The sequence below is a fragment of the Serratia proteamaculans genome, assembly GCF_949794035.1.
In the GTDB taxonomy this organism is placed as follows: domain Bacteria; phylum Pseudomonadota; class Gammaproteobacteria; order Enterobacterales; family Enterobacteriaceae; genus Serratia; species Serratia proteamaculans.
In genome coordinates, this window is sequence record NZ_OX461105.1 from 504,398 (window position 1) to 525,922 (window position 21,525).

Consider the following 21,525-nt stretch of genomic DNA (forward strand, 5'->3'; position numbering starts at 1 on the left):
CAGGAGCAAGGCATGACGATCAAAAGATACGGTATTGATGGTGGCACCGGCACTGGTGGGCAACATCTGCCCTTTTCCAGAGCGGTAGAAGCGGGTGGCTGGCTGTATATCTCCGGCCAGACGCCGATGAAAGACGGTGAAGTGGTGGAGGGCGGTATTATTGAGCAGTCCCGCCTGGCGATCCAAAACTGCCTGGATATTATGCTGGAAGCGGGATATGGCCTGGAGGACGTGGTACACGTAAAGGTCATTCTGACCGATGCCCGTTATTTCCAGTCATTCAATAAAGTGTTCCGTGAATTTTTCGCCGCTCATCCACCGGCGCGTATTTGCGCGGTGGCCGATTTGGTGGTGGATTGCAAAGTTGAAGTTGATATTACCTGTTATAACGCAGCACGCATTACCCGATAGTCCCTTTCTAAAAATATAAAACGTAATAGGGTGGTTCACCACCCTTAATAATAAAACGCCTGATTTATTTCAGGCGAGATAACGCTATTTTTATTTTCTTATTTTACTGCTACCCAACACTGACAGGATGTGAGATATGAATAATTTATCTTTCCTTATCTGGTTCGCTATCTATGCCCTCGCCATGATTGCACTTGGCTGGTATGTTTCGCGCCACCAAAAAAACGGCGATGACTTTCTGCTGGGTGGCCGTTCCCTGCCGATGTTTCTGACGCTCGGCTCGACGGTCGGCACCATGGTTGGCACCGGCTCCAGCGTCGGCGCGGTAGGCTTTGGTTATGCCAACGGCTGGGCCGGTATGCTGTATGGCATTGGCGGGGCGACGGGCATATTGCTGGTCGCCTGGCTATTTGCCCCGGTCAGAAAAATGCGTTTTATGACCATGAGTGAAGAAATATCATATTATACCGGCGGCAGTAAAATAATTAAAAACGTCGTTGCGCTGCTGATATTTATTGCCTCTATTGGCTGGTTGGGTGCCCATATTCTGGGGGGCGGATTATATCTGGCCTGGGCCAGCGGTATTGATATTAACGTGGCTAAAGTAATTATTGCCCTGGCCTTTGTGGTTTATGTGGGTATTGGCGGATATTCTGCGGTGGTTTGGATCGATACGGTGCAATCTATTGTGCTGTTCCTCGGCTTTATTTTGATGGCGGTGTTGGCGGTACAGCATGTCGGTGGTTGGGCTAACATTCAGCACGCGGTAGATCCCGCGGCGCAAAGCCTGTTTGCCATCGACAAACTGGGCATGTTACCGGCGTTCTCACTGGCCTTGGTGATCGCCGTCGGCGTACTGGCCACCCCTTCTTATCGCCAGCGGATTTACTCGGCGAAAACCGTCTCGTCAGTGCGTCAGTCATTCACCATTACCGGCATTCTTTACCTGTTTTTCTCCTTCCTGCCGGCCATCATCGGTATGGCGGTCTGGACCATGAACCCCAATCTGGAAAACAGCGGTTTCGCTTTCTTGTTCGGCACCCAGGTACTGCCGCACGTGGTGGCAATGGTGATCCTGGTGGCCGGGATGTCGGCGAACATGTCCTCGGGCAGCTCAGATGCCATCGCCGGAGTGTCGATCATCCTGCGTGATCTCTACACCTTGTTTACCGGCCATATGCCGGCGGAAGACAAGGCGATTCGCCTGTCACGGATCTTCCTGGTGCTGGTGATTGCGCTGGCGCTGGTGTTTGCCCTGACCTCCAACGACATCATCAGCTACATCACCAAAATGATCTCAATGATCATGTCCGGCCTGTTTATTTGCTCAATTCTGGGCCGTTTCTGGACCCGCTTTAACTGGCAGGGGGCATTGGCGGCGCTGATCGGCGGGGCGGCAACCTCAATGGCAGTGCTGATGAACAGCGATTGGCTGGCGTTTTGGGGCAACCCTTGCTTCCCTTCGGTGATGTTCAGCCTGATTGGCGCGGTAGTGGTGACGCTGGTGACACCGGCCAACAAAATGAGCCGCGAGCAGGCGCTGGAGATGATTACCCGCGAGCGGGAAAACCGTCCGGCGGTCAAGGTGCCGTTGGGTAAAAGCGCCGCCGTTGGCCGTAACGCTTAAGCGCAGGAGAACAGCATGACCGCAAATTATATTGCCATTGACTGGGGCTCCAGCCACCTGCGTGCCTGGCGCATAGAGAACGGGGCGTGTGTCGCGCAACAGCAGACGGCGCAAGGGATAAAGTTTGTCGAACCGGGCAGCCACGATGCCGTATTGATGGCGCTGCTGGCACCGTGGCGGGCGTGGATCGAAGCGCGGCAAATTCCGGTACTGATGGCCGGCATGGTCGGCAGTGACAGCGGCTGGCTGGACAGCGGCTATCAAAGGTTACCACTGCCGGTGGAAGCGATTGCCGCCGGGTGCATTGCCGTGCCGTCCTCGCTGTGCAGCCCGGTGTGGTTACGTCCGGGGCTGGCACAGTGGGAGGAGGAGGGTGCCAACGTGATGCGCGGTGAAGAGGTGCAACTGCTGGGAGCGCTGGCCTGCCAGCAGGCTGATATTTATCTGTTCCCCGGCACGCACAGCAAGTGGGTCAAACCCAGTCTTCAGGCAGATGGTGTGCTGATAGAAGATTTTTCTACCGCCATTACCGGTGAGCTGTATCAGTTGTTGCTGCAACATAGCCTGTTAGGCAAAGGTTTGGCGGAGGGCGAGAACGACCCGCAGGCGTTTGCCGACGGCGTACAGGCTTCGCTGCGAGGGGAAGATAGCCTGTTGAATCGCCTGTTCTACGCCCGCTCGCGACGGGTGCTGGGTTACTTGGCGGCGACCCGCGTGGCGTCCTGGTTATCCGGCGTATTGATTGGTGAAGAACTGGCACAACTGGTGCGGCGCTGGCCGCAAAGCGAGAGGCTGGCGCTGGTGGGGGATGCCCCGCTGGTGACGCATTATCTGGCCGCGTGTCATATCGCCGGGAAAAAAGCAGTGGTTATCGAGGCGCAGGTCGCCATGTTGAACGGATTCGGAAGGATTTATGCAGCCTTATAAATTACCGCTGGTGGCTATTCTGCGTGGTATTACACCCGCAGAGGTCCTGGAGCACGCCAGTGGCCTGCTCGAGGCCGGGTTTGAAATGATCGAAGTGCCCACCAACTCGCCCGACTGGCAGCAAAGCGTGCAGTTGTTGCAACAGCACTACGGTGCGCGAGCGCACATTGGTGCCGGGACGGTGATCGACGACGAAAAGCTGGAGGCGCTGATCGCCAGCGGTGCGCCGCTGATGGTGACACCCAATACCGATCCGTTGTTGATCCGCCGAGCCAAAGCCGCGGGATTGATTAGCTGCGTGGGGGCGATGACGCCGAGCGAGGTGTTTGCAGCGCTGGCGGCGGGCGCGGACATCGTGAAAATCTTCCCGGCGGGTGCGCTGGGTGTGGGCTACATCCGGGCGCTGGTGAGCGTGCTGCCGAAAACCACCCAACTTTACGCGGTGGGCGGTATCACCCCGGAGAACCTGGCGGACTATCTTGCCGCCGGTTGCACGGGCGCAGGGTTGGGATCCGATCTGTATCGCGCAGGCCAAACGTCGGAGGAAACCCGGCATAAGGCCGGGCGTTTTGCCGCCGCCTGGCGCAGGGCGGTGGAGTGACCCTGCGCCGAACAACGCTTACTTGCTGACGCGATCGTAGTAGACCATGTCGGCATTCAGGCCCTGCTGGTAACCTTTGACGTTATCGCGCAGCACCACTTCGGTTTTGGCCTGATCGATAAACACATACGGCGAACTGCGCTGCAGCTCCTGCTGCATAGCGGTATACAGCGCGGTGCGCTTGGCCGGATCGGCTTCGGCCACCGCTGCCAATGTTTGTTGGCTTAACTGCGGGATCTGCCAGCCATTGAGGCCCGCTACGGTGCTGGTCTTGCCGTCGTTATAGGCGAAGGCACTGGCGTTGGAGTGGGCGTCAAAGTAGTCCGGGATCCACAAACGGATCGCGGCCTGATGCTGGCGAGCGCGTACCCGCGAATAGACCTGGCTGCCGGCGGCCGGCAACAGTTCCAGCTTCACGCCGCCCTCGGCAAAGCTGGCCTGCAACGCCTGAGCGATAGTGATAAACGGCGGCTTGTTCTCCACGTCCAGCGTCAGTGCGGCGTTGGTGATACCGGCCTTGGCCAGGATAGCCTTGGCCTTGGCGGGATCAAAGCTGAACGGGTTGTCTTTCAGCGCCCCCGGCAAGCCGACCGGCAGGAAGCTCTGGTGAACAAAGTACTGGCCTTTCAGCAGATCTTTGGTGATGCCCTGATAGTCGATCAGATAGCGCGCCGCTTCCCAGAAGGCCGGGTTTTTCAGCAGCGGATTGGCGGTATTGCCGGTGTTGAACACCAGATAATTTTGCTCGGCGGATGGGATCTCCAGCACCTTCACACCCGGCTGCCCCTTCAGCGCCACGGTTTGGTCCGGGCCAAGCTCGCGTGCCACGTCAGCGTCGCCCTGCTGGATCAACAGACGACGGGTGGCAGAGTCCGGCACGCTTTTAATGATGATGCTTTTCAGCAGCGGCTTGCTGCCCGGCGACGTCGGGTTGGCATCCAGCACGATCGCCTGATGCGGCTGGTAGACGCGCATTTTGAACGGCCCGCTACCTGCGGAGTGCATTTTCAACCAGGCGTTGCCGTAGTCGCCGTCTTTGGCGTTGGGCTGCACCGCCTTGCTATCGACGATCGAGGCGATCGGCGTGGAGAGAATGTTCAGCGCCACCGCCGGGCTGACGTCAGCCGTCCAGCTCAGTTGCAGGCTATGTTCGTCGATTTTTCTCAGCTGTGCATCGATGTTATCCGGCTGCCAGCCGAGTACGTTGAGGATAAACGCCGGTGACTTGTTCATCTTCACCGCGCGGCTGTAGGAAAAGATCACGTCATCGGCGGTCAATGGGTTACCGGAGGCAAATACCGCCTGTGGGCGCAGTTTGATGATCAGGGTTTTGGCTGCCGCGTCGCCCTGCCAGCTTTCTGCCAGCACCGGTACCACCTTCGCCGGATCGTCGCGATCCGCCTGTACCAACCGCTGATACAGGCTCGGCACGGTCTGGATACTGGACAGTTCATTGGCTTCCGCCGGATCGAGGCTGACGATATCGTCCAGCGATTGCACTACCACCAATGTATTGGGTGGCGTGGCAGCCAGCGTGGCGGTGGACAGTGCGGCAAGAATTAACAGCGGCAGGACTTTGGCTTTCATTGATATTTCCCCTGAATGCACCGCGGGCTCCGGTGCCGAGAAGTCTTTGTTATCGTTAGTTTTCGCGGCGTTTCGCCGTCAGCATGCACGGTAGAACCTTTGCCGGTGGCTGACAAAGGTTAATCGGCTATTTGATATGCTTTAAACATCTTAGACGTAATGCCTGGGATTGGCAGAAAGGAGGGCGCGGGTCTGTAAACCCGCGCGGGTGTCAGAAGGTTTCGCTCAGGGTAGCGACCATCACCGCCTTGATGGTGTGCAGGCGGTTTTCTGCTTGATCGAATACCACGCTGTGCGCCGATTCGAACACTTCATCGGTGACTTCCATGCCGCCGTGCAGCCCGTATTGTTCCGCCATCTGCTTGCCGAGGGTGGTTTGGTCATCGTGAAATGCCGGCAGGCAGTGCAGGAACTTGACGTTCGGGTTACCGGTCAGTTTCACCATCGCCATATTGACCTGATAGGGTTTCAGCAGCCCGATACGCTCATGCCAGGTTTCTTTCGGCTCACCCATCGACACCCAGACGTCGGTGTACAGGAAGTCCGCGTCTTTCACCCCTTCGGCAATGTCTTCGGTCAGGGTGATCTTGGCACCGGTCTGTTTCGCCAGTGCCTGACACTCGGCGACCAGCTCCGGCTGTGGCCAGCAGGCCTTCGGTGCGACCAGACGCAGATCCATACCGGCCAGCGCGGCGGCTTCCAGCAGAGTGTTGCCCATATTGTTGCGGGTGTCGCCGAGGTAAGCGAATTTCACCTCGTTCAGCGGCTTGCCCGGCAGATGTTCCTGCACCGTGAGCAGGTCCGCCAGCAACTGCGTCGGGTGGAACTCGTTGGTCAGCCCGTTCCACACCGGCACCCCGGCATGTTTGGCCAGGGTTTCCACCAGATGCTGGCCGTAACCCCGATACTGAATACCGTCATACATCCGACCCAGCACGCGGGCGGTGTCTTTCATCGACTCTTTATGGCCAATCTGGCTGCCGCTTGGGCCGAGATAGGTGACCTGAGCACCCTGATCGAATGCGGCAACTTCGAAAGAGCATCGGGTACGGGTCGAGTCTTTTTCGAAGATGAGCGCGATGTTTTTGCCCTGCAGGTGGCGGGTTTCCTTGCCTTGTTGCTTGGCCAGCTTCAAATCGGCCGACAGTTTCAGCAGCGCTTGCAGTTGCGCCGGGGTGAAATCCATTAATCTCAGGAAGTGACGTTTGTAGAACGGGTTTATGCTACTCATTGCCGTATATCCTTACCGTTTAAATTGAATTTAAATTCACTTTATATGTATGAATATTCAATTTCAACCCCGCAGTGGAAATCTTTCACGTTTATCGTGGAAGCAATGCCGACGGTGTGTGAAAATAGGCGCAATACAGGCCATTTGACTTGAGGATATAGGCATGGCAAACAGCGAACAGCTAGACGAACAACGTGAAGAGACCCGCCTGATCATCGAAGAACTGCTGGAAGACGGCAGCGATCCAGAGGCGCTCTACACCATTGAACACCATCTCTCTGCCGAGAAGTTTGAAGTGCTGGAGAAAGCCGCTGTCGAAGCCTTCAAGTTAGGCTTTGAAGTGACCGACGCCGAAGAGCTGGAAGTGGAAGACGGTACCCTGGTGATGTGCTGTGACGTGATCAGCGAAGTGGGTCTGAACGCCGAAGTGATCGACGCTCAGGTCGAGCAGCTGGTGGCGCTGGCGGCACGTTGTGGCGTTAACTACGACGGCTGGGGCACCTACTTCGAAGATCCGAACGGCGAAGAAGGCGACGATGAAGAAGAAGAAGGTGACTTCATCGACGAAGACGACGACGGTAAACGCCATTAATAAACGCTGTGGGCCGGCGCTAGCCGGCCCTCTGATAAGAGCCGATGAAATACCAATCCCTGTTAGCCCCGATTTTAAACTTCCTGCACTGTGAAACCCCAGACGCCTGGATTGACGCCGCGCGTCGCCCGGAAAACCTGCCGCTGTTGCTGACCGACCATATGGTGTGTGAGTTAAAAGCCGCGCAGACCGGCATGTGGTTGATCCGTCGTTACGTGGCGGACAAGGAGAGCGGCGATGCGCTGCTGGCCCTGCTCAGGCCTTACGAGGCGTTTCTGCATGAAGCGCAGGGCGTGCCGGAAGCGCTGTTCAAGCAAAACAATTTCACCCGCAAGATCCTGCCGAAAAACGGCTCGGCCTATGGTCAGGATCTGGCAGATAAAATGGTGCTGCTGATCAAAGAAGAACTGCATCATTTCTCGCAGGTACTGGAGATCATGCTGGCGCGGCAGATCCCGTATAAGAAAATCACTGCCAGCCGCTATGCCAAAGGCATGATCCGTGAGATCCGCACCCACGATCCGGTCACGCTGATTGATAAACTGATTTGCGGTGCTTATATCGAAGCGCGCTCCTGCGAACGTTTCGCCCGGCTGGCACCGCACCTGGACGACGAGCTAAACCGCTTCTATGTTTCGCTGCTGCGCTCCGAAGCGCGCCACTACCAGGACTACCTGACATTGGCCGAACAGATTGCCGGTGGCGATATCAGCGAGCGAGTGGCCCACTTTGGTCGTATCGAAGCGGCGCTGATCCAAACCCCGGACAGCGAGTTCCGCTTCCACAGCGGCGTGCCCGTCACCGCCTGATTGCCGGGCACCCGTGAATGATGTTATTCCGGCGCGCCCAGCAACAAATCCACCGCTTTTTCCGCCAGCATGATGGTCGGCGCATTGGTATTGCCGCTGGTCACCTGTGGCATCACCGAGCAGTCGATCACCCGCAGCCGTTCAAAACCGTGCACCCGCAGTTGTAAATCCGTCACCGAGTCCTGCGGAGATTGCCCCATGCGACAGCTGCCCACCGGGTGATATACCGTTTTGCAGAAGTTGCGCACGAACTCTCCCAGTTGCGCCTCATCGTTCAGCCAAGCCGGCTGTGGCATCAGCAGATCTTTGATAATCGGTTTGAGCGCGGCGGTTTGCAGGAAACGCAGGCCGAACTTCACCGCACGCACGCTGCCGGCCAGATCTTCCGGGTGGCCGAGGTAGTTGGCGTGTAGTTTCACCGGATCTTTGGGATCGCGACTGCGCAACAACACTTCGCCACGTGCCTTCGGCTGCAGATAACCGACCTTGAGCGTGAAGCCGTGGATATTGGGCAGCGGTTCGCCGGGCACGTCGTCCCAGCTGTCGAGCAGCGGCAGGAAGTGGATTTGTACGTCTGGCCTGCCGTCACCCAGGCTGTCGGTGAAGGCGGCGCCTTCCAGCACGTTTGAACTCAGTACGCCGCTGCGGAATGCCAGCCATTCGGTGCCGTGACGCAGCGCCTGCAGGCCGCGATCGGCGCCGTACAGGCTGATCGGCTCGCGGGTGCTGACGTTGATCGACATATGCAGGTGATCGTGGAAGTTCTTGCCCACCGGCAGATCCGCCAGCGGTTCGATACCCAACTGTTGCAGATGTTCACGAGGCCCGATGCCGGACAGCATCAGGATCTTCGGCGATCCTACCGCCCCGGCGCTGAGGATCACTTCCTGTGTGGCATGAGCGGTGACTTCGGCGCCGCCGTTTTGGCTATACACCACGCCGGTGGCGACGTTGTTATCGAACACCACCCGGTGCACCAGCGCATTCAGTTTCACCACCAGCCGCTGTTCGTTTCGCACCGCTTTCAGGTAAGTGCGTGCGGTGCTGGCGCGTTCGCCATTGTGGGTGGTGGTCTGGTAGAAACCGACGCCGTGCTGGCCGTCGCCGTTGAAATCGTTGCGGTAGGGGAGATCCAGCTCCTGACCGGCGCGGATAAACGCCATGCTGAGCGGGTGACGATAGCGGTTCTCGCTGACCGGCAGTAGACCTTCGCCGCCGTGATAGGCATCCGACAGGCTTTCGTTGGCCTCGGCGCGTTTGAAGTAGGGCAGTACGTCCTGATAGCCCCAACCGATGCAGCCATAACGATCGGCCCACTCGTCGTAATCCTGTCGTTGGCCGCGAATATAGATCATGCCGTTGACCGAGCTGCTGCCGCCCAGCACCTTACCCTGGGCTATCTGCATGCGGCGGTTATTGGCATGCGGCTCCGGCTCGGTTTCATACGGCCAGCTTTTTTTGGCGATGATCTTCGCCACGCCGGCCGGCATCTTGATAAACAGGTTATTGTCGTCGCCACCGGCTTCCAGCAGCAGCACCCGTGCCTGAGTGCGGCGGATCAACTGCGCCGCTAGTACGCAGCCGGCGGACCCTGCGCCGACAATGATGTAATCAAAAGCGTTTTCCGACATGACTGCTCCCTGTGCGATTGCGGCATGAGCCTGTGTTGGCAGAGTATCGCAAGCGGGCGGCAGGTCAATTTGAATTCATTAATTTGTTAATGAATATCACAAAAAATATTTGTAATTTTTATTATATACATGATTTTTATGAATAAAAAACAATATAACGATATTAATGTTTTGTTGGTTTTTCTGAGCGATATGGGCTGGCGAGGAAAACCTGGGGTTTTATAAATACCCGGCGCATTGTTTCTTAAAGGAATATTAAATATGAGACTTATCCGATCTGGAAAGAAGGTGTCAGAGCAAAATAGCTGCTATATGATGGCGAAACCTGTTATTGGATAAGATATTAAGAAATATGGAAATTTCGATTAATAAATCTAATTATTTAAAAGGGATTGCCATCATTCTGATGTTAATCCATCACCTGTTTGCCTATCCGAGCCGTATTAGTCCGGATATCCCGGTTTATCATATGGTTAACAGCGTCGATATTGAGATGTTTGTTGGCCTGTTCGGCAAGATTTGCGTGTCGATGTTCCTGTTTCTCTCCGGTTACGGATTCTCGCTGAAAAAAGAAGTCTCGTTTAAATATATCTGGGGCAAGCTGAAAAACTTATATATCAGCTACTGGATAGTGCTGTTTATCTTTGTGCCGATCGGCATCATTTTCTTTCCGGGTGAAAGATATTCCCTGTCGCCGTCGCTGTTTTTCGAAAACCTGATTGGCATTAAATCCACTTATAACAGCGAGTGGTGGTTCTTTAAACTCTATGTTTTGTACGTGCTCTCTTTGCCGCTGTTATCGCGCTTGAATATCGGCCCATTGCTGGGGCTGCTGTTTTTGGCGGCGCTGTGTGGCAAGGGGTTGCAGTATGTCGCTTGGGCGCCAGAAGTATTGATCGAATATTGCACCTGGCTGCTGCCGTTTGGCTTTGGCATGGTGTTTGGCCGCAGCCAGAAAATGCCACCGAACTCGTGGCTGGCGAAACTGATCACCACCCTGAGCCGCACCCATCCGCTGATTTTGCTGATGGTGACGGTGGCCGTGTTTATTGTCGCCCATAACCCGGGGCTGCTGCTGGTGACACCGCTGTTTATTATCGCGCTGATGAAAACCGCCGATGGGCTGGGCAGTACGGTGAACCGGGTGGTGAGCGAGCTGGGCAAGCATTCGCTGTACATGTGGCTGACCCACAGTTTTTATTGCTATTACTTCACTCAAAAGCTGATCTTTGCGCCGCGCTATACGCCGCTGATCCTGCTGTTGTTAATTGCGGTGTCGTACCTGACCAGCCTGGTGCTGAGCCGGATTGAGTTGGCTATCAAGGGCGGGGTGACGGGGAAAGAGCAGAAGGCGGGGTAAGGGCGTAGGGGCGCTGCATGCTGCGCCCGTTATTACCGCGGGCGCAGTAGCAAGATTACAGCGTCTTCAGCATGGTGACTTCACAGTCGACGTGGCCGGTGGTGCCCATCGCCTGGTCGATATGCTCAAAGCCCAGATGCTCATACAGGCCGATGGCCTGCGTCAGGCTGGCGGTGGTTTCTAAATAACAACAGCGGAAACCCTGTTGACGGGCGAACTCCAGTGCCTGCAGCGCCAGGCGTTTTGCCAGGCCCTGGCCGCGTAAAACCGGCAGGAAATACATTTTCTGTAATTCGCAAATATCGTCTTCACCGCCCTGCAGCGGCGCAACACCGCCACCCCCGGCAATCTTGCCGTCGACTTCTATCACCCAGTAAGCGCTGCGTGGCAGGCTGTAGAGCTGATACAAGACGTCCAGATTGGGGTCGGAAACGGTATAGCCTTTGTCCGCTGTCAAACCGTGCTCGGCGGAGACTTCGCGAATGACATTAGCAATAGCGGCATTATCATCAGCCGTTATTGGGCGCACCAGAAGACGTACTGGGGTTGCTGTTGTCATATTTACACTCGCCATAAGAAGAACCTTAGTGGTTCCGAAATTTCATTTTTGTTGCAGACAAAAACGCGCCGAGTTTATATCCCGGCGGCGTCCATGCAGCATTAATACCCGTCATCTTTCAAGTTGCAGCGTTGTTACCTGCACTCGTTCACCCCAGTTACTTACCTGAGTAAGCGCCTGGGGATGAGCGAGCTGGGCGCCTAGCTGCAACTTGAAAGCTATAGGGTGAACCTTGTAATAACATCTTAAGCGGGCCGGATGCAACGGCGATAAAAAAACAGCGGGGAAATCCCCGCTGTTTTCAGCTGTTGCAGCGAACCGACAGATTACAGTGCGGCGATGGTCGCCTGCTGTTCCTGCAGCTTCACTTTGCCTTCTTTGCAGGCCGTCAGACGTTCGCGCTCTTTGGCGACCACGGCTTCTGGCGCACGCGCCACAAACCCTTCGTTAGACAGCTTGCCTTCGATCGAGGCGATTTCCGCATCCAGCTTGCCCATCTCTTTCGACAGACGCGCAATCTCGGCGTCCTTATCGATAAAGCCGGCCATAGGGATCAGCAGCTCGGCACCGTCCACCAGTTTGGTGACCGACAACGGGCCTTTGTCACCGGCAGGCAGCAGGGCGATCGACTCCAGACGCGCCAGACGCTGAATAAAGCTCTGGTTCTCCTGCACGCGGCGCTCAGCGTCGGGGTTGCAGTTGCGCAGCAGCACTTCCAGCAGTTTGCTCGGTGCAATGTTCATCTCGGCACGAATGTTACGTACCGCGGTGATTGCCTGCTTGATCCACTCCAGGTCGTTCAGCGCTTGCGTATCTTCCAGCGCGGCGTCGTACTCTGGGAACGGCTGCAGCATGATAGTGTCTGCGGTTTCGCCGGTCAGGGTTTTCACGCGCTGCCAGATGGTTTCGGTAATGAACGGGATCACCGGGTGCGCCAGGCGCAGCAGGGCTTCCAGCACGGTGATCAGCGTATGGCGAGTGCCGCGCTGTTCCGCTTCGCTGCCGTTGGTCACTACCGGCTTGGTCAGTTCCAGATACCAGTCACAGAACTGGTTCCAGGTGAATTCGTACAGGATGTTGGCAGCCAGATCGAAGCGGTAAGTGTCCAGCGCTTCGCGGTAAGCTTTCACCGTACGGTTGAATTCAGCCAGGATCCAGCGATCCGCCAGCGACAGCACTTTCTCGCCGCCGTTGAAGCCACAGTCCTGGCCTTCTGCGTTCATCAGCACAAAGCGGCTGGCGTTCCACAGCTTGTTACAGAAGTTGCGGTAGCCTTCCAGGCGCTTCATGTCCCAGTTAATGTCACGGCCGGTGGAAGCCAGTGCCGCCAGGGTGAAGCGCAGGGCGTCGGTGCCGTGCGGTTCGATGCCGTTCGGGAACTGCTTCTCGGTGCGCTTGCGAATTTTCTCCGCCAGCTGCGGCTGCATCATGTTACCGGTGCGTTTTTCCAGCAGGTCTTCCAGCGAGATGCCGTCAACCATGTCCAGCGGGTCGATCACGTTACCTTTCGACTTGGACATCTTCTGCCCTTCGTCGTCGCGGATCAGACCGGTCATGTAGACGGTCTTGAACGGAACCTGTGGCTTGCCGTTTTCATCCTTCATAAAGTGCATGGTCAGCATGATCATGCGCGCAATCCAGAAGAAGATGATGTCGAAGCCGCTGACCATCACGCTGGTCGGGTGGAAGGTTTTCAGCGCGTCGGTCTGCTCTGGCCAGCCCAGGGTAGAGAAGGTCCACAGGCCGGAAGAGAACCAGGTGTCCAGCACGTCTTCGTCCTGGTTCAGCACCACTTCCGGGCCCAGGCTGTTCTCGCTACGCACTTCTTCTTCGTTGCGGCCAACATAGACTTTGCCGTTCACGTCGTACCAGGCCGGGATACGGTGACCCCACCACAGCTGACGCGAGATACACCAGTCCTGAATGTCACGCATCCAGCTGAAGTACATGTTTTCGTACTGCTTCGGCACGAACTGGATCTCGCCTTGCTCAACCGCTTCCACCGCCACTTTCGCCAGCGGGGCAGTACGCACGTACCATTGGTCGGTCAGCATAGGTTCGATCACCACGCCGCCGCGGTCGCCGTAAGGCACCGTCAGGTCGTGCGGTTTGATCTCTTCCAGCAGGCCCAACTCTTCAAAGGCGGCTACCACGGCTTTACGCGCCGCGAAACGCTCCAGGCCACGGAACTGGGCTGGGATTTCGTTGCAGTAGTCGGTGCAGATTTCGCCGAGGGTGTTGAACACTTCCGCTTCCTGACGGATATCACCGTCGAAAGTCAGGATGTTGATCATCGTCAGGCCGTGACGTTTACCGACTTCGTAGTCGTTAAAGTCGTGCGCCGGGGTGATTTTCACGCAGCCGGTGCCTTTTTCCATATTGGCGTGTTCGTCACCGACGATGCGGATGCGGCGGCCAACCAGCGGCAGAAGGATTTCTTTGCCGATTAAATCTTTGTAGCGCGGATCTTCCGGGTTCACGGCCACGCCGGTATCACCGAGCACGGTTTCCGGACGGGTGGTGGCGACCACCAGGTAATCTTTGCCTTCGGCAGTTTTAGCGCCGTCGGCCAGCGGGTAGCGCAGGTGCCACATGGAACCTTTGGACTCGCGGTTTTCCACTTCCAGATCGGAGATAGCGGTGCGCAGTTTTGGATCCCAGTTCACCAGGCGCTTGCCACGGTAGATCAGATCTTCTTTGTGCAGGCGGACAAACACTTCGCGTACCGCGTTGGACAGGCCTTCGTCCATGGTGAAGCGCTCGCGCTCCCAGTCCACGGAGTTGCCCAGACGGCGCATCTGACGGGTGATGGTGCCGCCGGATTCTGCCTTCCACTGCCAGATTTTGTCGATGAACGCGTCGCGGCCATAGTCATGGCGAGTTTTGTTTTCTTCTGCGGCGATTTTGCGCTCAACCACCATCTGGGTAGCAATACCGGCATGGTCGGTACCGGCCTGCCACAGGGTGTTTTTACCCTGCATGCGCTGGTAGCGGATCATGGTGTCCATGATGGTCTGCTGGAAGGCGTGCCCCATGTGCAGGCTGCCGGTGACGTTCGGCGGCGGGATCATGATGCAGAAGCTTTCCTGGCTGGTATCGCCATTGGGCTTGAAGTAACCCTGGTTTTCCCAGTGATCGTACAGCTTCTGTTCGATCTCTTTCGGGTCGTAGGCGGTATCGAGGTGACTGTTTGTCTTTTCCATTTTATATCGTTGTTCAGTGAGTTGGCGGCGTGGCCGTGGTCAAATGGAAGCCGACGCTGCGATAAGCTTTATATCGGTCGCGCGCCAACTGTTTCAGGGTGTCTTCGTATGGGACGAAGTCTACCACTTCATGGAAAGCAGTAGCAAAATCTGCAAACTGCGGCAGCAGGGCGATCAGCAGGTCACGCGGGGAGTTACCGCGTTTGCCGGGCCAGCACAGTTCGACCGGGGCACCGTAATGCGGGCCTTCACCGGCCAGGTTATGTGGCACAAACTGGTGTGGATCGCGCTGCCACAGCGCTTCGTCCAACCGCTGGGCCTGTTCCTGACTCTCGCAGGCGATCAACACCCGCTTGCCGGAGCGCCAGCGTTCGGCTGCAACGGCGCAGGCCACGGCCTCATGCGCGCTGAGCGCACCTGCGGGTTCCGCGTGTTCGATTAGATAGAACGTTGCCTGTTTCATGGTCTGATTCACCGCTGCCTATAAAAAGTGTAGGGGCACAGCATGCTGTGCCCCTCGGGATTATACCTGAATTACCACTCAGATTTAATCGTCGCCGTTTAACCCGGCGCGGTTCAACAAGAATTGAGACAGCAAGGCGACCGGACGACCGGTGGCCCCTTTGGCCTTGCCGGAGCGCCAGGCGGTGCCGGCGATATCCAGGTGTGCCCAGCTGTACTTGCGGGTAAAGCGCGACAGGAAGCAGGCCGCAGTGATAGCCCCGCCCGGACGGCCACCAATGTTCGCCATATCGGCAAAGTTGGAGTCCAGCTGCTCGTAGTACTCGTCGGACATCGGCAAGCGCCACGCACGGTCGCCGGCCTGTTCGGACGCGCCGATCAGTTCGTGCGCCAGCGGGTTGTGGTTCGACATCAGGCCGGTGATGTGGTGGCCCAGCGCGATCACGCAGGCGCCGGTCAGGGTGGCAACGTCAATCACCAGCTCCGGATCGAAACGCTCGACGTAGGTCAGGGTGTCGCACAGCACCAGGCGGCCTTCGGCGTCGGTGTTCAACACCTCGACGGTCTGGCCGGACATGGTGGTCAGCACGTCGCCCGGACGATAAGCGCTGCCGCCCGGCATGTTTTCACAGCCGGCCAGCACGCCAATCACGTTCAGCGGCAGGTTCAGTTCCGCCACTACGCGCATCACGCCGTACACGGTGGCGGCGCCACACATGTCGTACTTCATCTCGTCCATGCCTTCGGCAGGTTTGATCGAGATGCCGCCGGCATCAAAGGTCAGCCCTTTACCGACGAGCACAATTGGCTTAGCGTCCGGGTTCGGGTTGCCCTTATATTCCATCACCGACATCAATGATTCGTTACGCGAACCAGCGCCAACCGCCAGATAGGCGTTCATCCCCAGCTCTTTCATCTGCTGTTCGCCGATGACGCGGGTGGTGATGTTGGTGCTGAAGGCGTCTGCCAGTTGGCGAGCCTGTGAGGCCAGGTAACCGGCGTTACAGATGTTCGGCGGCATATTGCCGAGATCTTTCGCCGCTTTGATGCCGGAAGACACCGCCAGCCCGTGCTGGATCGCACGTTCACCGCTGGTGAGTTCACGACGGGTCGGCACGTTGAACACCATCTTGCGCAGCGGACGACGTGGCTCCACTTTGTTGCTTTTCAGCTGATCGAAGGTGTAGAGCGTTTCTTTTGCGGTTTCCACCGCCTGACGCACCTTCCAGTAAGTGTTGCGGCCTTTCACGTGCAGCTCGGTCAGGAAGCAGACCGCTTCCATGGAGCCGGTATCGTTAAGGGTATTGATGGTTTTTTGAATCACCTGTTTGTACTGGCGTTCATCGAGCTCGCGCTCTTTGCCACAGCCAATTAACAGGATGCGTTCGGAGAGAATGTTAGGTACATGGTGCAGCAGTAACGTCTGCCCGACTTTACCTTCCAGTTCGCCACGGCGCAGCAAAGCGCTGATATAACCATCACTGATTTTGTCGAGTTGTTCTGCGATAGGGGACAAGCGGCGCGGTTCAAAAACGCCGACTACAATACAGGCACTGCGCTGTTTTTCCGGGCTACCGCTTTTTACACTGAACTCCATGCACTCTCCTGAATCTTAAAGACAAAGGCAGGCGCTACGGCTAGAATGACGCACTCCGTAACGATCTCCCGCCATTGAGTTAACGAGTTATGTTAACCTGAACGGCGTAAATTGCTCTGTTTTGGCGACTATAGGCAAGTTCCTATAGGACACCCAAATGCTAGATGTTGTAATACTATTTTAGCTGTGTCGGTTGCCATATGATGAGAATAAATGGCGGATTAGCGATGAAACTATCGATTTTCCTGCAAAAAGACAAGTTTTCACAGGCGTAATAAGCGTGATCATCATAAGATATCTGGTACGGGAAACGCTAAAGAGCCAAATCGCGATCTTGTTCATCCTGCTTCTGATCTTCTTTTGTCAGAACCTGGTCAGGGTGTTAGGCGATGCGGTGGACGGCGATGTCCCGACAAATTTAGTTCTTTCTTTGCTCGCATTGGGTGTGCCGAAGATGGCGCAGCTAATCCTGCCATTAAGCCTGTTTCTCGGCCTATTGATGACGCTTGGGCGGCTGTATACCGACAGCGAAATCACCGTCATGCATGCCTGCGGACTGGGTAAACGAACCCTGATTATCTCGGCGATGGTGCTGGCGTTGATCACCTCCGTTGTGGCAGCGGTCAATGTGTTCTGGGCAGGCCCCATGGCCTCGCGCTATCAGGACGTGGTGCTCAGCGAAGCCAAAGCCAACCCCAGTATTGCCGGGCTGGCGGAAGGGCAGTTCAAAACCTCGCAAGACGGCAACGCGGTGCTGTTTATCGGCAACGTTAAAGGCAGCACCTTCAACAACGTGTTCCTGGCGCAACTGCGGCCGAACGGCAACCAACGCCCTTCCGTGGTGGTGGCCGAGCACGGCCAGATCAACCAGATTAAAGACGGTTCGCAGGTAGTGACGCTGGATAAGGGCACCCGCTTTGAAGGTACCGCGCTGCTGCGCGACTTCCGCATTACCGATTTCAACGACTATAAAGCCGTGGTAGGCCACCGTGCAGTTGCCGTGGACGGCAACCAGGCCGAACAGATGTCGATGACGACGCTGCTGGCGTCTGACGACCCGGACGCGCGTGCCGAGTTCCACTGGCGCCTGACGCTGGTGTTGTCGGTGGTGATTATGGCGTTGCTGGTGGTGCCGCTCAGCGTGGTGAACCCACGTCAGGGCCGCGTGCTGAGCATGCTGCCGGCCATCCTGCTGTATTTGATATTCTTCCTGCTGCAGACCTCGCTGCGTTCTAACGGCGGCAAGGGCAAGCTGGATCCGATGATATGGCTGTGGGTGGTCAACGCGGCGTACTTCGCGATCGCGCTGGCGCTGAACCTGTGGGATACCGTGCCGATGCGTAAGCTGCGTGCACGCCTGAGAGGAGCGGCCTGATGTTTGGTGTTTTAGACCGATATATCGGTAAGACAATTTTCAACACCATCATCATGACGCTGTTCATGCTGGTGTCACTTTCCGGCATCATCAAGTTCGTCGACCAGCTGCGTAAAGTGGGCCAGGGCGAGTATACGGCGTTGAGCGCCGGGATGTTTACCCTGCTGAGCGTGCCGAAGGATATCGAGATTTTCTTCCCGATGGCGGCCCTGTTGGGTGCATTGCTCGGCCTGGGGCAACTGGCAACGCGCAGTGAACTGGTGGTGATGCAGGCTTCTGGCTTTACCCGCATGCAGATCGCCGGTTCGGTGATGAAAACCGCCATTCCGCTGGTGCTGTTGACCATGGCGATTGGCGAGTGGGTTGCGCCGCAGGGCGACCAGATGGCGCGTAACTACCGTGCACAGCAGATGTACGGCGGTTCACTGCTTTCCACCAAGAACGGCCTGTGGGCGAAAGACGGTACCGACTTTATCTACATCGAACGCGTAGCGGGCGAGAAAGAGCTTTCCGGCGTAAACATCTACCACTTCAACGACCAGCGCAGGCTGGAGACGGTGCGTTATGCCGCGACCGCCAGCTTTGAAGACGGCGTGTGGAAGCTTTCGCAGGTGGATACCTCTGACCTGACCGACCCAAAACAAGTGACCGGCACCCAAACACTGACCGGCGAATGGAAAACCAACCTGACCCCGGACAAACTGGGCGTGGTGGCGCTGGATCCAACCTCACTCTCCATCAGTGGCCTGCACAACTACGTGAAGTACCTGAAGCAGAGCGGCCAGGAAGCCAGCCGTTACCAGCTGAACATGTGGAGCAAGGTGTTCTCGCCGCTCTCCGTTGCGGTGATGATGCTGATGGCGCTGTCGTTCATCTTCGGGCCGCTGCGTAGTGTGCCGATGGGCGTGCGTGTAGTGACCGGTATCAGCTTCGGGTTCCTGTTCTACGTGCTGGACCAGATATTCGGCCCACTGAGCCTGGTGTACAACATGCCGCCGGTGCTGGGCGCGTTGCTGCCAAGCATGCTGTTCTTGTTGATCAGCGTTTATATGCTGCTAAAACGTAAGTAGCGGCATTGCAGGCAGTTTAAGAAGGCGTAGCCATTGGGTTACGCCTTTTTTGTTTCTGCGGCCTGGTGGCACGCTCCTGCTGATATTAATACGTAGGGGCGCCGCATGCTGCGCCCACAAAACGGGCCCAACGTAACCTCGGAGACGATTTTTTCAGCACTTAACTCATTGAACAACGGATAAGTGTTGCACGCGGATCGCTGAAAGGTATAATGCCCACGTTTTCCGCATACTACTTGCAGTGCCGAAGTGGCGAAATCGGTAGACGCAGTTGATTCAAAATCAACCGTAGAGATACGTGCCGGTTCGAGTCCGGCCTTCGGCACCATTAGTACAGCGCGAACAAGAAGCCACCGAAAGGTGGTTTTTTTGTGCCTGGAATTTGGTCCGCGAGTTTTCCCTATCTTACTCAGACTTATCTTCATCAACGGATTGCTGCACCTCGTCATTGCCACTTTTGTGGGCAGGTTCCGCAGTCCCTTGAACGCTCATTTCCTTCTAAGAGGTGCTGGACTAACCGGGAGTGATGATTATCATGTTATCGAGACTACAGACCCAGAGAGCGTGTTATGCAACATATCATTGAAGGTTTCCTCAGCTTCCAGAAAGATATTTTCCCACAGCGTAAGGAACTCTTCCGCAGCCTTGCCTCCAGCCAGAACCCTAAAGCACTTTTTATTTCGTGTTCTGACAGCCGCCTGGTACCCGAGCTTGTGACTCAGCAAGATCCGGGGCAGCTTTTCGTTATCCGTAACGCAGGCAATATCGTTCCTTCCTTTGGCCCGGAACCGGGTGGAGTGTCGGCGACCATTGAATATGCGGTTGTTGCACTGGGCGTCACGGATATCGTGATTTGCGGCCACTCGAACTGCGGCGCCATGAAGGCTATAGCGTCTTGCCAGTGTCTTGACCCGATGCCTGCTGTGGCCCACTGGTTGCACTATGCTGACGCAGCAAAAGCGGTGGTAGAGAAGAAAACGTGGGATAGCGAAATCGACAAAGTTAACGCCATGGTTGAAGAGAACGTCATAGCCCAGCTAAATAATATTAAGACTCACCCGTCCGTTGCCGTGGGTCTGCGCAACAACGGCCTGCGTCTGCACGGTTGGGTGTACGACATCGAAAGTGGCGAGATCCGCACGCTGGATAAAAATACGAAGAATTTCGTTTCACTGGCAGATAACCCCGCAGTTCACTTCGAATAAAGTGATGGCTGGCCTCGACTATGATATTGAATCCACGTTTCGGCGTGGATTTTTTTATGGGTAGATCTAAAGAATCATGTCCGCTTTTGATACTCACTAAAAGCCATAGCAGATCCATCGTTATGGAGAGGGCATGATATTTCAGCGGAGTTTGGCTCTCGGACAGCTCACCCGCCAGGCGGGAACAGTGGTGATGATATGCGTCGTTCATAACCATGGTTAGCCGTGACTTATTACTGAAAGACAATGGCTTCAGTTTCGACGCTGTAGTAGCCGTCTTTCTCAGGTTTCAGCAGGAAATAGCGTGAACTGCGATAGGTCGCATTCTGCACACTGTAGTTCTGCTCAACAACATAGACATTTTCTCCGCTGCCATTGGTACGGCCCATCCCTAAGAAATCAATCGCATAGTTGCCGTCAATGTTATCGGCCAAGTTAAAGACACCGTCTTTTCTATCTACAAAATGGATAGACCCATCTACAGACAGCAGGGATTTTCCCGCGCTAACTTGCTTGGCTCTAAGCTTGAGGTCATCGTTACTTATTGCCTGATACATCAATGCGGGCAACCGCTCCGGCAAGCTGGCTGGTGTGCCAATAACCAACCCTTTTTGTCCTGCTGCGAATGAGCCTGCCCGTAAACCGTGATGAATCAGGCAGGCTCCCAGATATTGCCGAAGCGTATTAAAATCCATCGCATTCCTGGATTGTTCAACTGGTGGCCCGAACTGTTGATATTTTTGGTAAAAGTCGGCGCAGGATACGGCTTGCAGCTGCTTGTTTCCTGCCCCTTTGAAATAAAACTGATCTGAAAAATCGCTGTCTTTGGCGAAAATAGACCGATCAATTTCTGATGGGGACAACAAGCCCGCTTTAGCGCTGGAGAACCCGAATACGAAGGGGACAATCAACCATAACTTCTTCACTTGAGCCATTCCGTGTGCTTCCTTTTCAATGAGATATGTTGATGTGGGGATGATGGTTTGTGTCAGGAAGTAAATATGCTGTCTGTAGCCGTGGTGATAATATTTTATCTTTAAGGGATTGTTATGAGCATAATATTAGCACCTTTGCTCTTGGGTTTAGACTCGGGCAGGCAGGTTTCCTCAGGGTTTGATACGTTTCCTTCTATAGCCTGACAGCGGTTAAGAAAACGACAGGTAGTTATCTTTTAAACAGCCTTTAAGCTGTGTTTTTAATGGAACACTCTATAGGCTGTACCTAGGTTTTTATTTCATTTCCCACCAGCGAAGATCATACTGAGTTAAAAGGGCGCCA

Annotated in this window: 18 protein-coding genes and 1 tRNA gene; 11 read left to right on the plus strand and 8 right to left on the minus strand. The window is 55.8% G+C overall.

Annotated features, from left to right (window positions below; genetic code table 11):
• Positions 1-12: 12 nt before the first annotated feature.
• The 4 genes from QOT07_RS02315 (at position 13) to QOT07_RS02330 (ending at position 3,566) form a co-directional block, all read left to right on the plus strand.
• Positions 13-411 (plus strand): RidA family protein, encoded by a 399-nt coding sequence (locus tag QOT07_RS02315; protein WP_112347961.1) that lies wholly within the window; start codon positions 13-15, stop codon positions 409-411.
• A 136-nt stretch (positions 412-547) separates the two neighbouring features.
• A complete protein-coding gene (locus tag QOT07_RS02320) occupies positions 548-2,038 on the plus strand; it encodes a sodium:solute symporter family protein (RefSeq protein ID WP_219015304.1) in 1,491 nt (496 codons plus the stop codon).
• 15 nt (positions 2,039-2,053) lie between these two features.
• Positions 2,054-2,965 carry a 2-dehydro-3-deoxygalactonokinase gene (locus tag QOT07_RS02325; protein WP_261427683.1) on the plus strand — a complete coding sequence of 304 codons (912 nt, stop codon included), beginning with the start codon at positions 2,054-2,056 and terminating at the stop codon, positions 2,963-2,965.
• Complete coding sequence (locus QOT07_RS02330; protein ID WP_261257008.1) at positions 2,952-3,566, plus strand: 2-dehydro-3-deoxy-6-phosphogalactonate aldolase; 615 nt, start codon at positions 2,952-2,954, stop codon at positions 3,564-3,566. The genes QOT07_RS02325 and QOT07_RS02330 overlap by 14 nt, the downstream gene beginning before the upstream one ends.
• An 18-nt stretch (positions 3,567-3,584) precedes the next feature.
• Here the strand turns inward: QOT07_RS02330 and QOT07_RS02335 are convergent, their stop codons facing one another.
• Both QOT07_RS02335 and argF read right to left on the minus strand, forming a co-directional pair.
• The gene (locus QOT07_RS02335) at positions 3,585-5,153 is read right to left on the minus strand and encodes an ABC transporter substrate-binding protein (protein WP_283602498.1); all 1,569 of its coding nucleotides are present in this window, start codon (positions 5,151-5,153) and stop codon (positions 3,585-3,587) included.
• Between the two features lie 211 nt (positions 5,154-5,364).
• Positions 5,365-6,384: an ornithine carbamoyltransferase gene (argF, locus tag QOT07_RS02340; protein ID WP_261416142.1), complete on the minus strand. Its 1,020-nt coding sequence runs from the start codon at positions 6,382-6,384 to the stop codon at positions 5,365-5,367.
• Between the two features lie 163 nt (positions 6,385-6,547).
• Here argF and rraB point away from each other — a divergent pair, with 163 nt between their 5' ends.
• Together rraB and miaE are read left to right on the plus strand one after the other, a co-directional pair.
• Complete coding sequence (gene rraB, locus QOT07_RS02345; protein WP_099065051.1) at positions 6,548-6,976, plus strand: ribonuclease E inhibitor RraB; 429 nt, start codon at positions 6,548-6,550, stop codon at positions 6,974-6,976.
• A gap of 44 nt (positions 6,977-7,020) precedes the next feature.
• Positions 7,021-7,785 (plus strand): tRNA isopentenyl-2-thiomethyl-A-37 hydroxylase MiaE, encoded by a 765-nt coding sequence (gene miaE, locus QOT07_RS02350; RefSeq protein WP_085119538.1) that lies wholly within the window; start codon positions 7,021-7,023, stop codon positions 7,783-7,785.
• A 23-nt stretch (positions 7,786-7,808) separates the two neighbouring features.
• On the opposite strand, the gene QOT07_RS02355 is transcribed toward miaE, so the two are convergent.
• Positions 7,809-9,416, minus strand: a complete 1,608-nt coding sequence (locus tag QOT07_RS02355; RefSeq protein WP_283602499.1) for a GMC family oxidoreductase — start codon at positions 9,414-9,416, stop codon at positions 7,809-7,811.
• A gap of 352 nt (positions 9,417-9,768) precedes the next feature.
• On the opposite strand from QOT07_RS02355, the gene QOT07_RS02360 reads away from it, so the two are divergent.
• The gene (locus QOT07_RS02360) at positions 9,769-10,776 is read left to right on the plus strand and encodes an acyltransferase family protein (RefSeq protein ID WP_261427680.1); all 1,008 of its coding nucleotides are present in this window, start codon (positions 9,769-9,771) and stop codon (positions 10,774-10,776) included.
• Positions 10,777-10,831: 55 nt separating this feature from the next.
• On the opposite strand, the gene QOT07_RS02365 is transcribed toward QOT07_RS02360, so the two are convergent.
• The 4 genes from QOT07_RS02365 to pepA all read right to left on the minus strand — a co-directional run bounded on the left by QOT07_RS02365 (position 10,832) and on the right by pepA (position 16,597).
• On the minus strand, positions 10,832-11,335 hold the full coding sequence (locus tag QOT07_RS02365) for a GNAT family N-acetyltransferase (protein WP_099065048.1): 504 nt from the start codon (positions 11,333-11,335) through the stop codon (positions 10,832-10,834).
• Positions 11,336-11,661: 326 nt separating this feature from the next.
• Positions 11,662-14,538 carry a valine--tRNA ligase gene (locus QOT07_RS02370; RefSeq protein ID WP_283602500.1) on the minus strand — a complete coding sequence of 959 codons (2,877 nt, stop codon included), beginning with the start codon at positions 14,536-14,538 and terminating at the stop codon, positions 11,662-11,664.
• Between the two features lie 13 nt (positions 14,539-14,551).
• On the minus strand, positions 14,552-15,001 hold the full coding sequence (locus tag QOT07_RS02375) for a DNA polymerase III subunit chi (RefSeq protein WP_012005017.1): 450 nt from the start codon (positions 14,999-15,001) through the stop codon (positions 14,552-14,554).
• 84 nt (positions 15,002-15,085) lie between these two features.
• Entirely contained in the window at positions 15,086-16,597 is a 1,512-nt protein-coding gene (pepA, locus tag QOT07_RS02380) for a leucyl aminopeptidase (protein WP_012005018.1), read from the minus strand.
• 280 nt (positions 16,598-16,877) lie between these two features.
• Here pepA and lptF point away from each other — a divergent pair, with 280 nt between their 5' ends.
• The 4 genes from lptF (at position 16,878) to QOT07_RS02400 (ending at position 20,247) form a co-directional block, all read left to right on the plus strand.
• On the plus strand, positions 16,878-17,972 hold the full coding sequence (gene lptF, locus QOT07_RS02385; protein ID WP_099065046.1) for an LPS export ABC transporter permease LptF: 1,095 nt from the start codon (positions 16,878-16,880) through the stop codon (positions 17,970-17,972).
• The gene (gene lptG / locus QOT07_RS02390) at positions 17,972-19,042 is read left to right on the plus strand and encodes an LPS export ABC transporter permease LptG (RefSeq protein WP_099065045.1); all 1,071 of its coding nucleotides are present in this window, start codon (positions 17,972-17,974) and stop codon (positions 19,040-19,042) included. The genes lptF and lptG overlap by 1 nt, the downstream gene beginning before the upstream one ends.
• A gap of 243 nt (positions 19,043-19,285) precedes the next feature.
• A tRNA-Leu gene (locus QOT07_RS02395) sits at positions 19,286-19,370 on the plus strand.
• A gap of 241 nt (positions 19,371-19,611) precedes the next feature.
• Positions 19,612-20,247, plus strand: coding sequence for a carbonic anhydrase (locus tag QOT07_RS02400; protein WP_261285505.1), 636 nt, complete (start codon positions 19,612-19,614; stop codon positions 20,245-20,247).
• Positions 20,248-20,480: 233 nt separating this feature from the next.
• Here QOT07_RS02400 and QOT07_RS02405 read toward each other — a convergent pair whose 3' ends face one another.
• Positions 20,481-21,182, minus strand: coding sequence for a hypothetical protein (locus tag QOT07_RS02405; protein WP_283602501.1), 702 nt, complete (start codon positions 21,180-21,182; stop codon positions 20,481-20,483).
• Positions 21,183-21,525 lie beyond the last annotated feature (343 nt).

Bases quoted from the DNA above. Each gene is read 5' to 3' on its own strand.
- QOT07_RS02315 (WP_112347961.1), top strand. From the start codon at position 13: ATGACGATCAAAAGATACGGTATTGATGGTGGCACCGGCACTGGTGGG.
- QOT07_RS02320 (WP_219015304.1), top strand. From the start codon at position 548: ATGAATAATTTATCTTTCCTTATCTGGTTCGCTATCTATGCCCTCGCC.
- QOT07_RS02325 (WP_261427683.1), top strand. From the start codon at position 2,054: ATGACCGCAAATTATATTGCCATTGACTGGGGCTCCAGCCACCTGCGT.
- QOT07_RS02330 (WP_261257008.1), top strand. From the start codon at position 2,952: ATGCAGCCTTATAAATTACCGCTGGTGGCTATTCTGCGTGGTATTACA.
- QOT07_RS02335 (WP_283602498.1), bottom strand. From the start codon at position 5,153: ATGAAAGCCAAAGTCCTGCCGCTGTTAATTCTTGCCGCACTGTCCACC.
- argF (WP_261416142.1), bottom strand. From the start codon at position 6,384: ATGAGTAGCATAAACCCGTTCTACAAACGTCACTTCCTGAGATTAATG.
- rraB (WP_099065051.1), top strand. From the start codon at position 6,548: ATGGCAAACAGCGAACAGCTAGACGAACAACGTGAAGAGACCCGCCTG.
- miaE (WP_085119538.1), top strand. From the start codon at position 7,021: ATGAAATACCAATCCCTGTTAGCCCCGATTTTAAACTTCCTGCACTGT.
- QOT07_RS02355 (WP_283602499.1), bottom strand. From the start codon at position 9,416: ATGTCGGAAAACGCTTTTGATTACATCATTGTCGGCGCAGGGTCCGCC.
- QOT07_RS02360 (WP_261427680.1), top strand. From the start codon at position 9,769: ATGGAAATTTCGATTAATAAATCTAATTATTTAAAAGGGATTGCCATC.
- QOT07_RS02365 (WP_099065048.1), bottom strand. From the start codon at position 11,335: ATGACAACAGCAACCCCAGTACGTCTTCTGGTGCGCCCAATAACGGCT.
- QOT07_RS02370 (WP_283602500.1), bottom strand. From the start codon at position 14,538: ATGGAAAAGACAAACAGTCACCTCGATACCGCCTACGACCCGAAAGAG.
- QOT07_RS02375 (WP_012005017.1), bottom strand. From the start codon at position 15,001: ATGAAACAGGCAACGTTCTATCTAATCGAACACGCGGAACCCGCAGGT.
- pepA (WP_012005018.1), bottom strand. From the start codon at position 16,597: ATGGAGTTCAGTGTAAAAAGCGGTAGCCCGGAAAAACAGCGCAGTGCC.
- lptG (WP_099065045.1), top strand. From the start codon at position 17,972: ATGTTTGGTGTTTTAGACCGATATATCGGTAAGACAATTTTCAACACC.
- QOT07_RS02400 (WP_261285505.1), top strand. From the start codon at position 19,612: ATGCAACATATCATTGAAGGTTTCCTCAGCTTCCAGAAAGATATTTTC.
- QOT07_RS02405 (WP_283602501.1), bottom strand. From the start codon at position 21,182: ATGGCTCAAGTGAAGAAGTTATGGTTGATTGTCCCCTTCGTATTCGGG.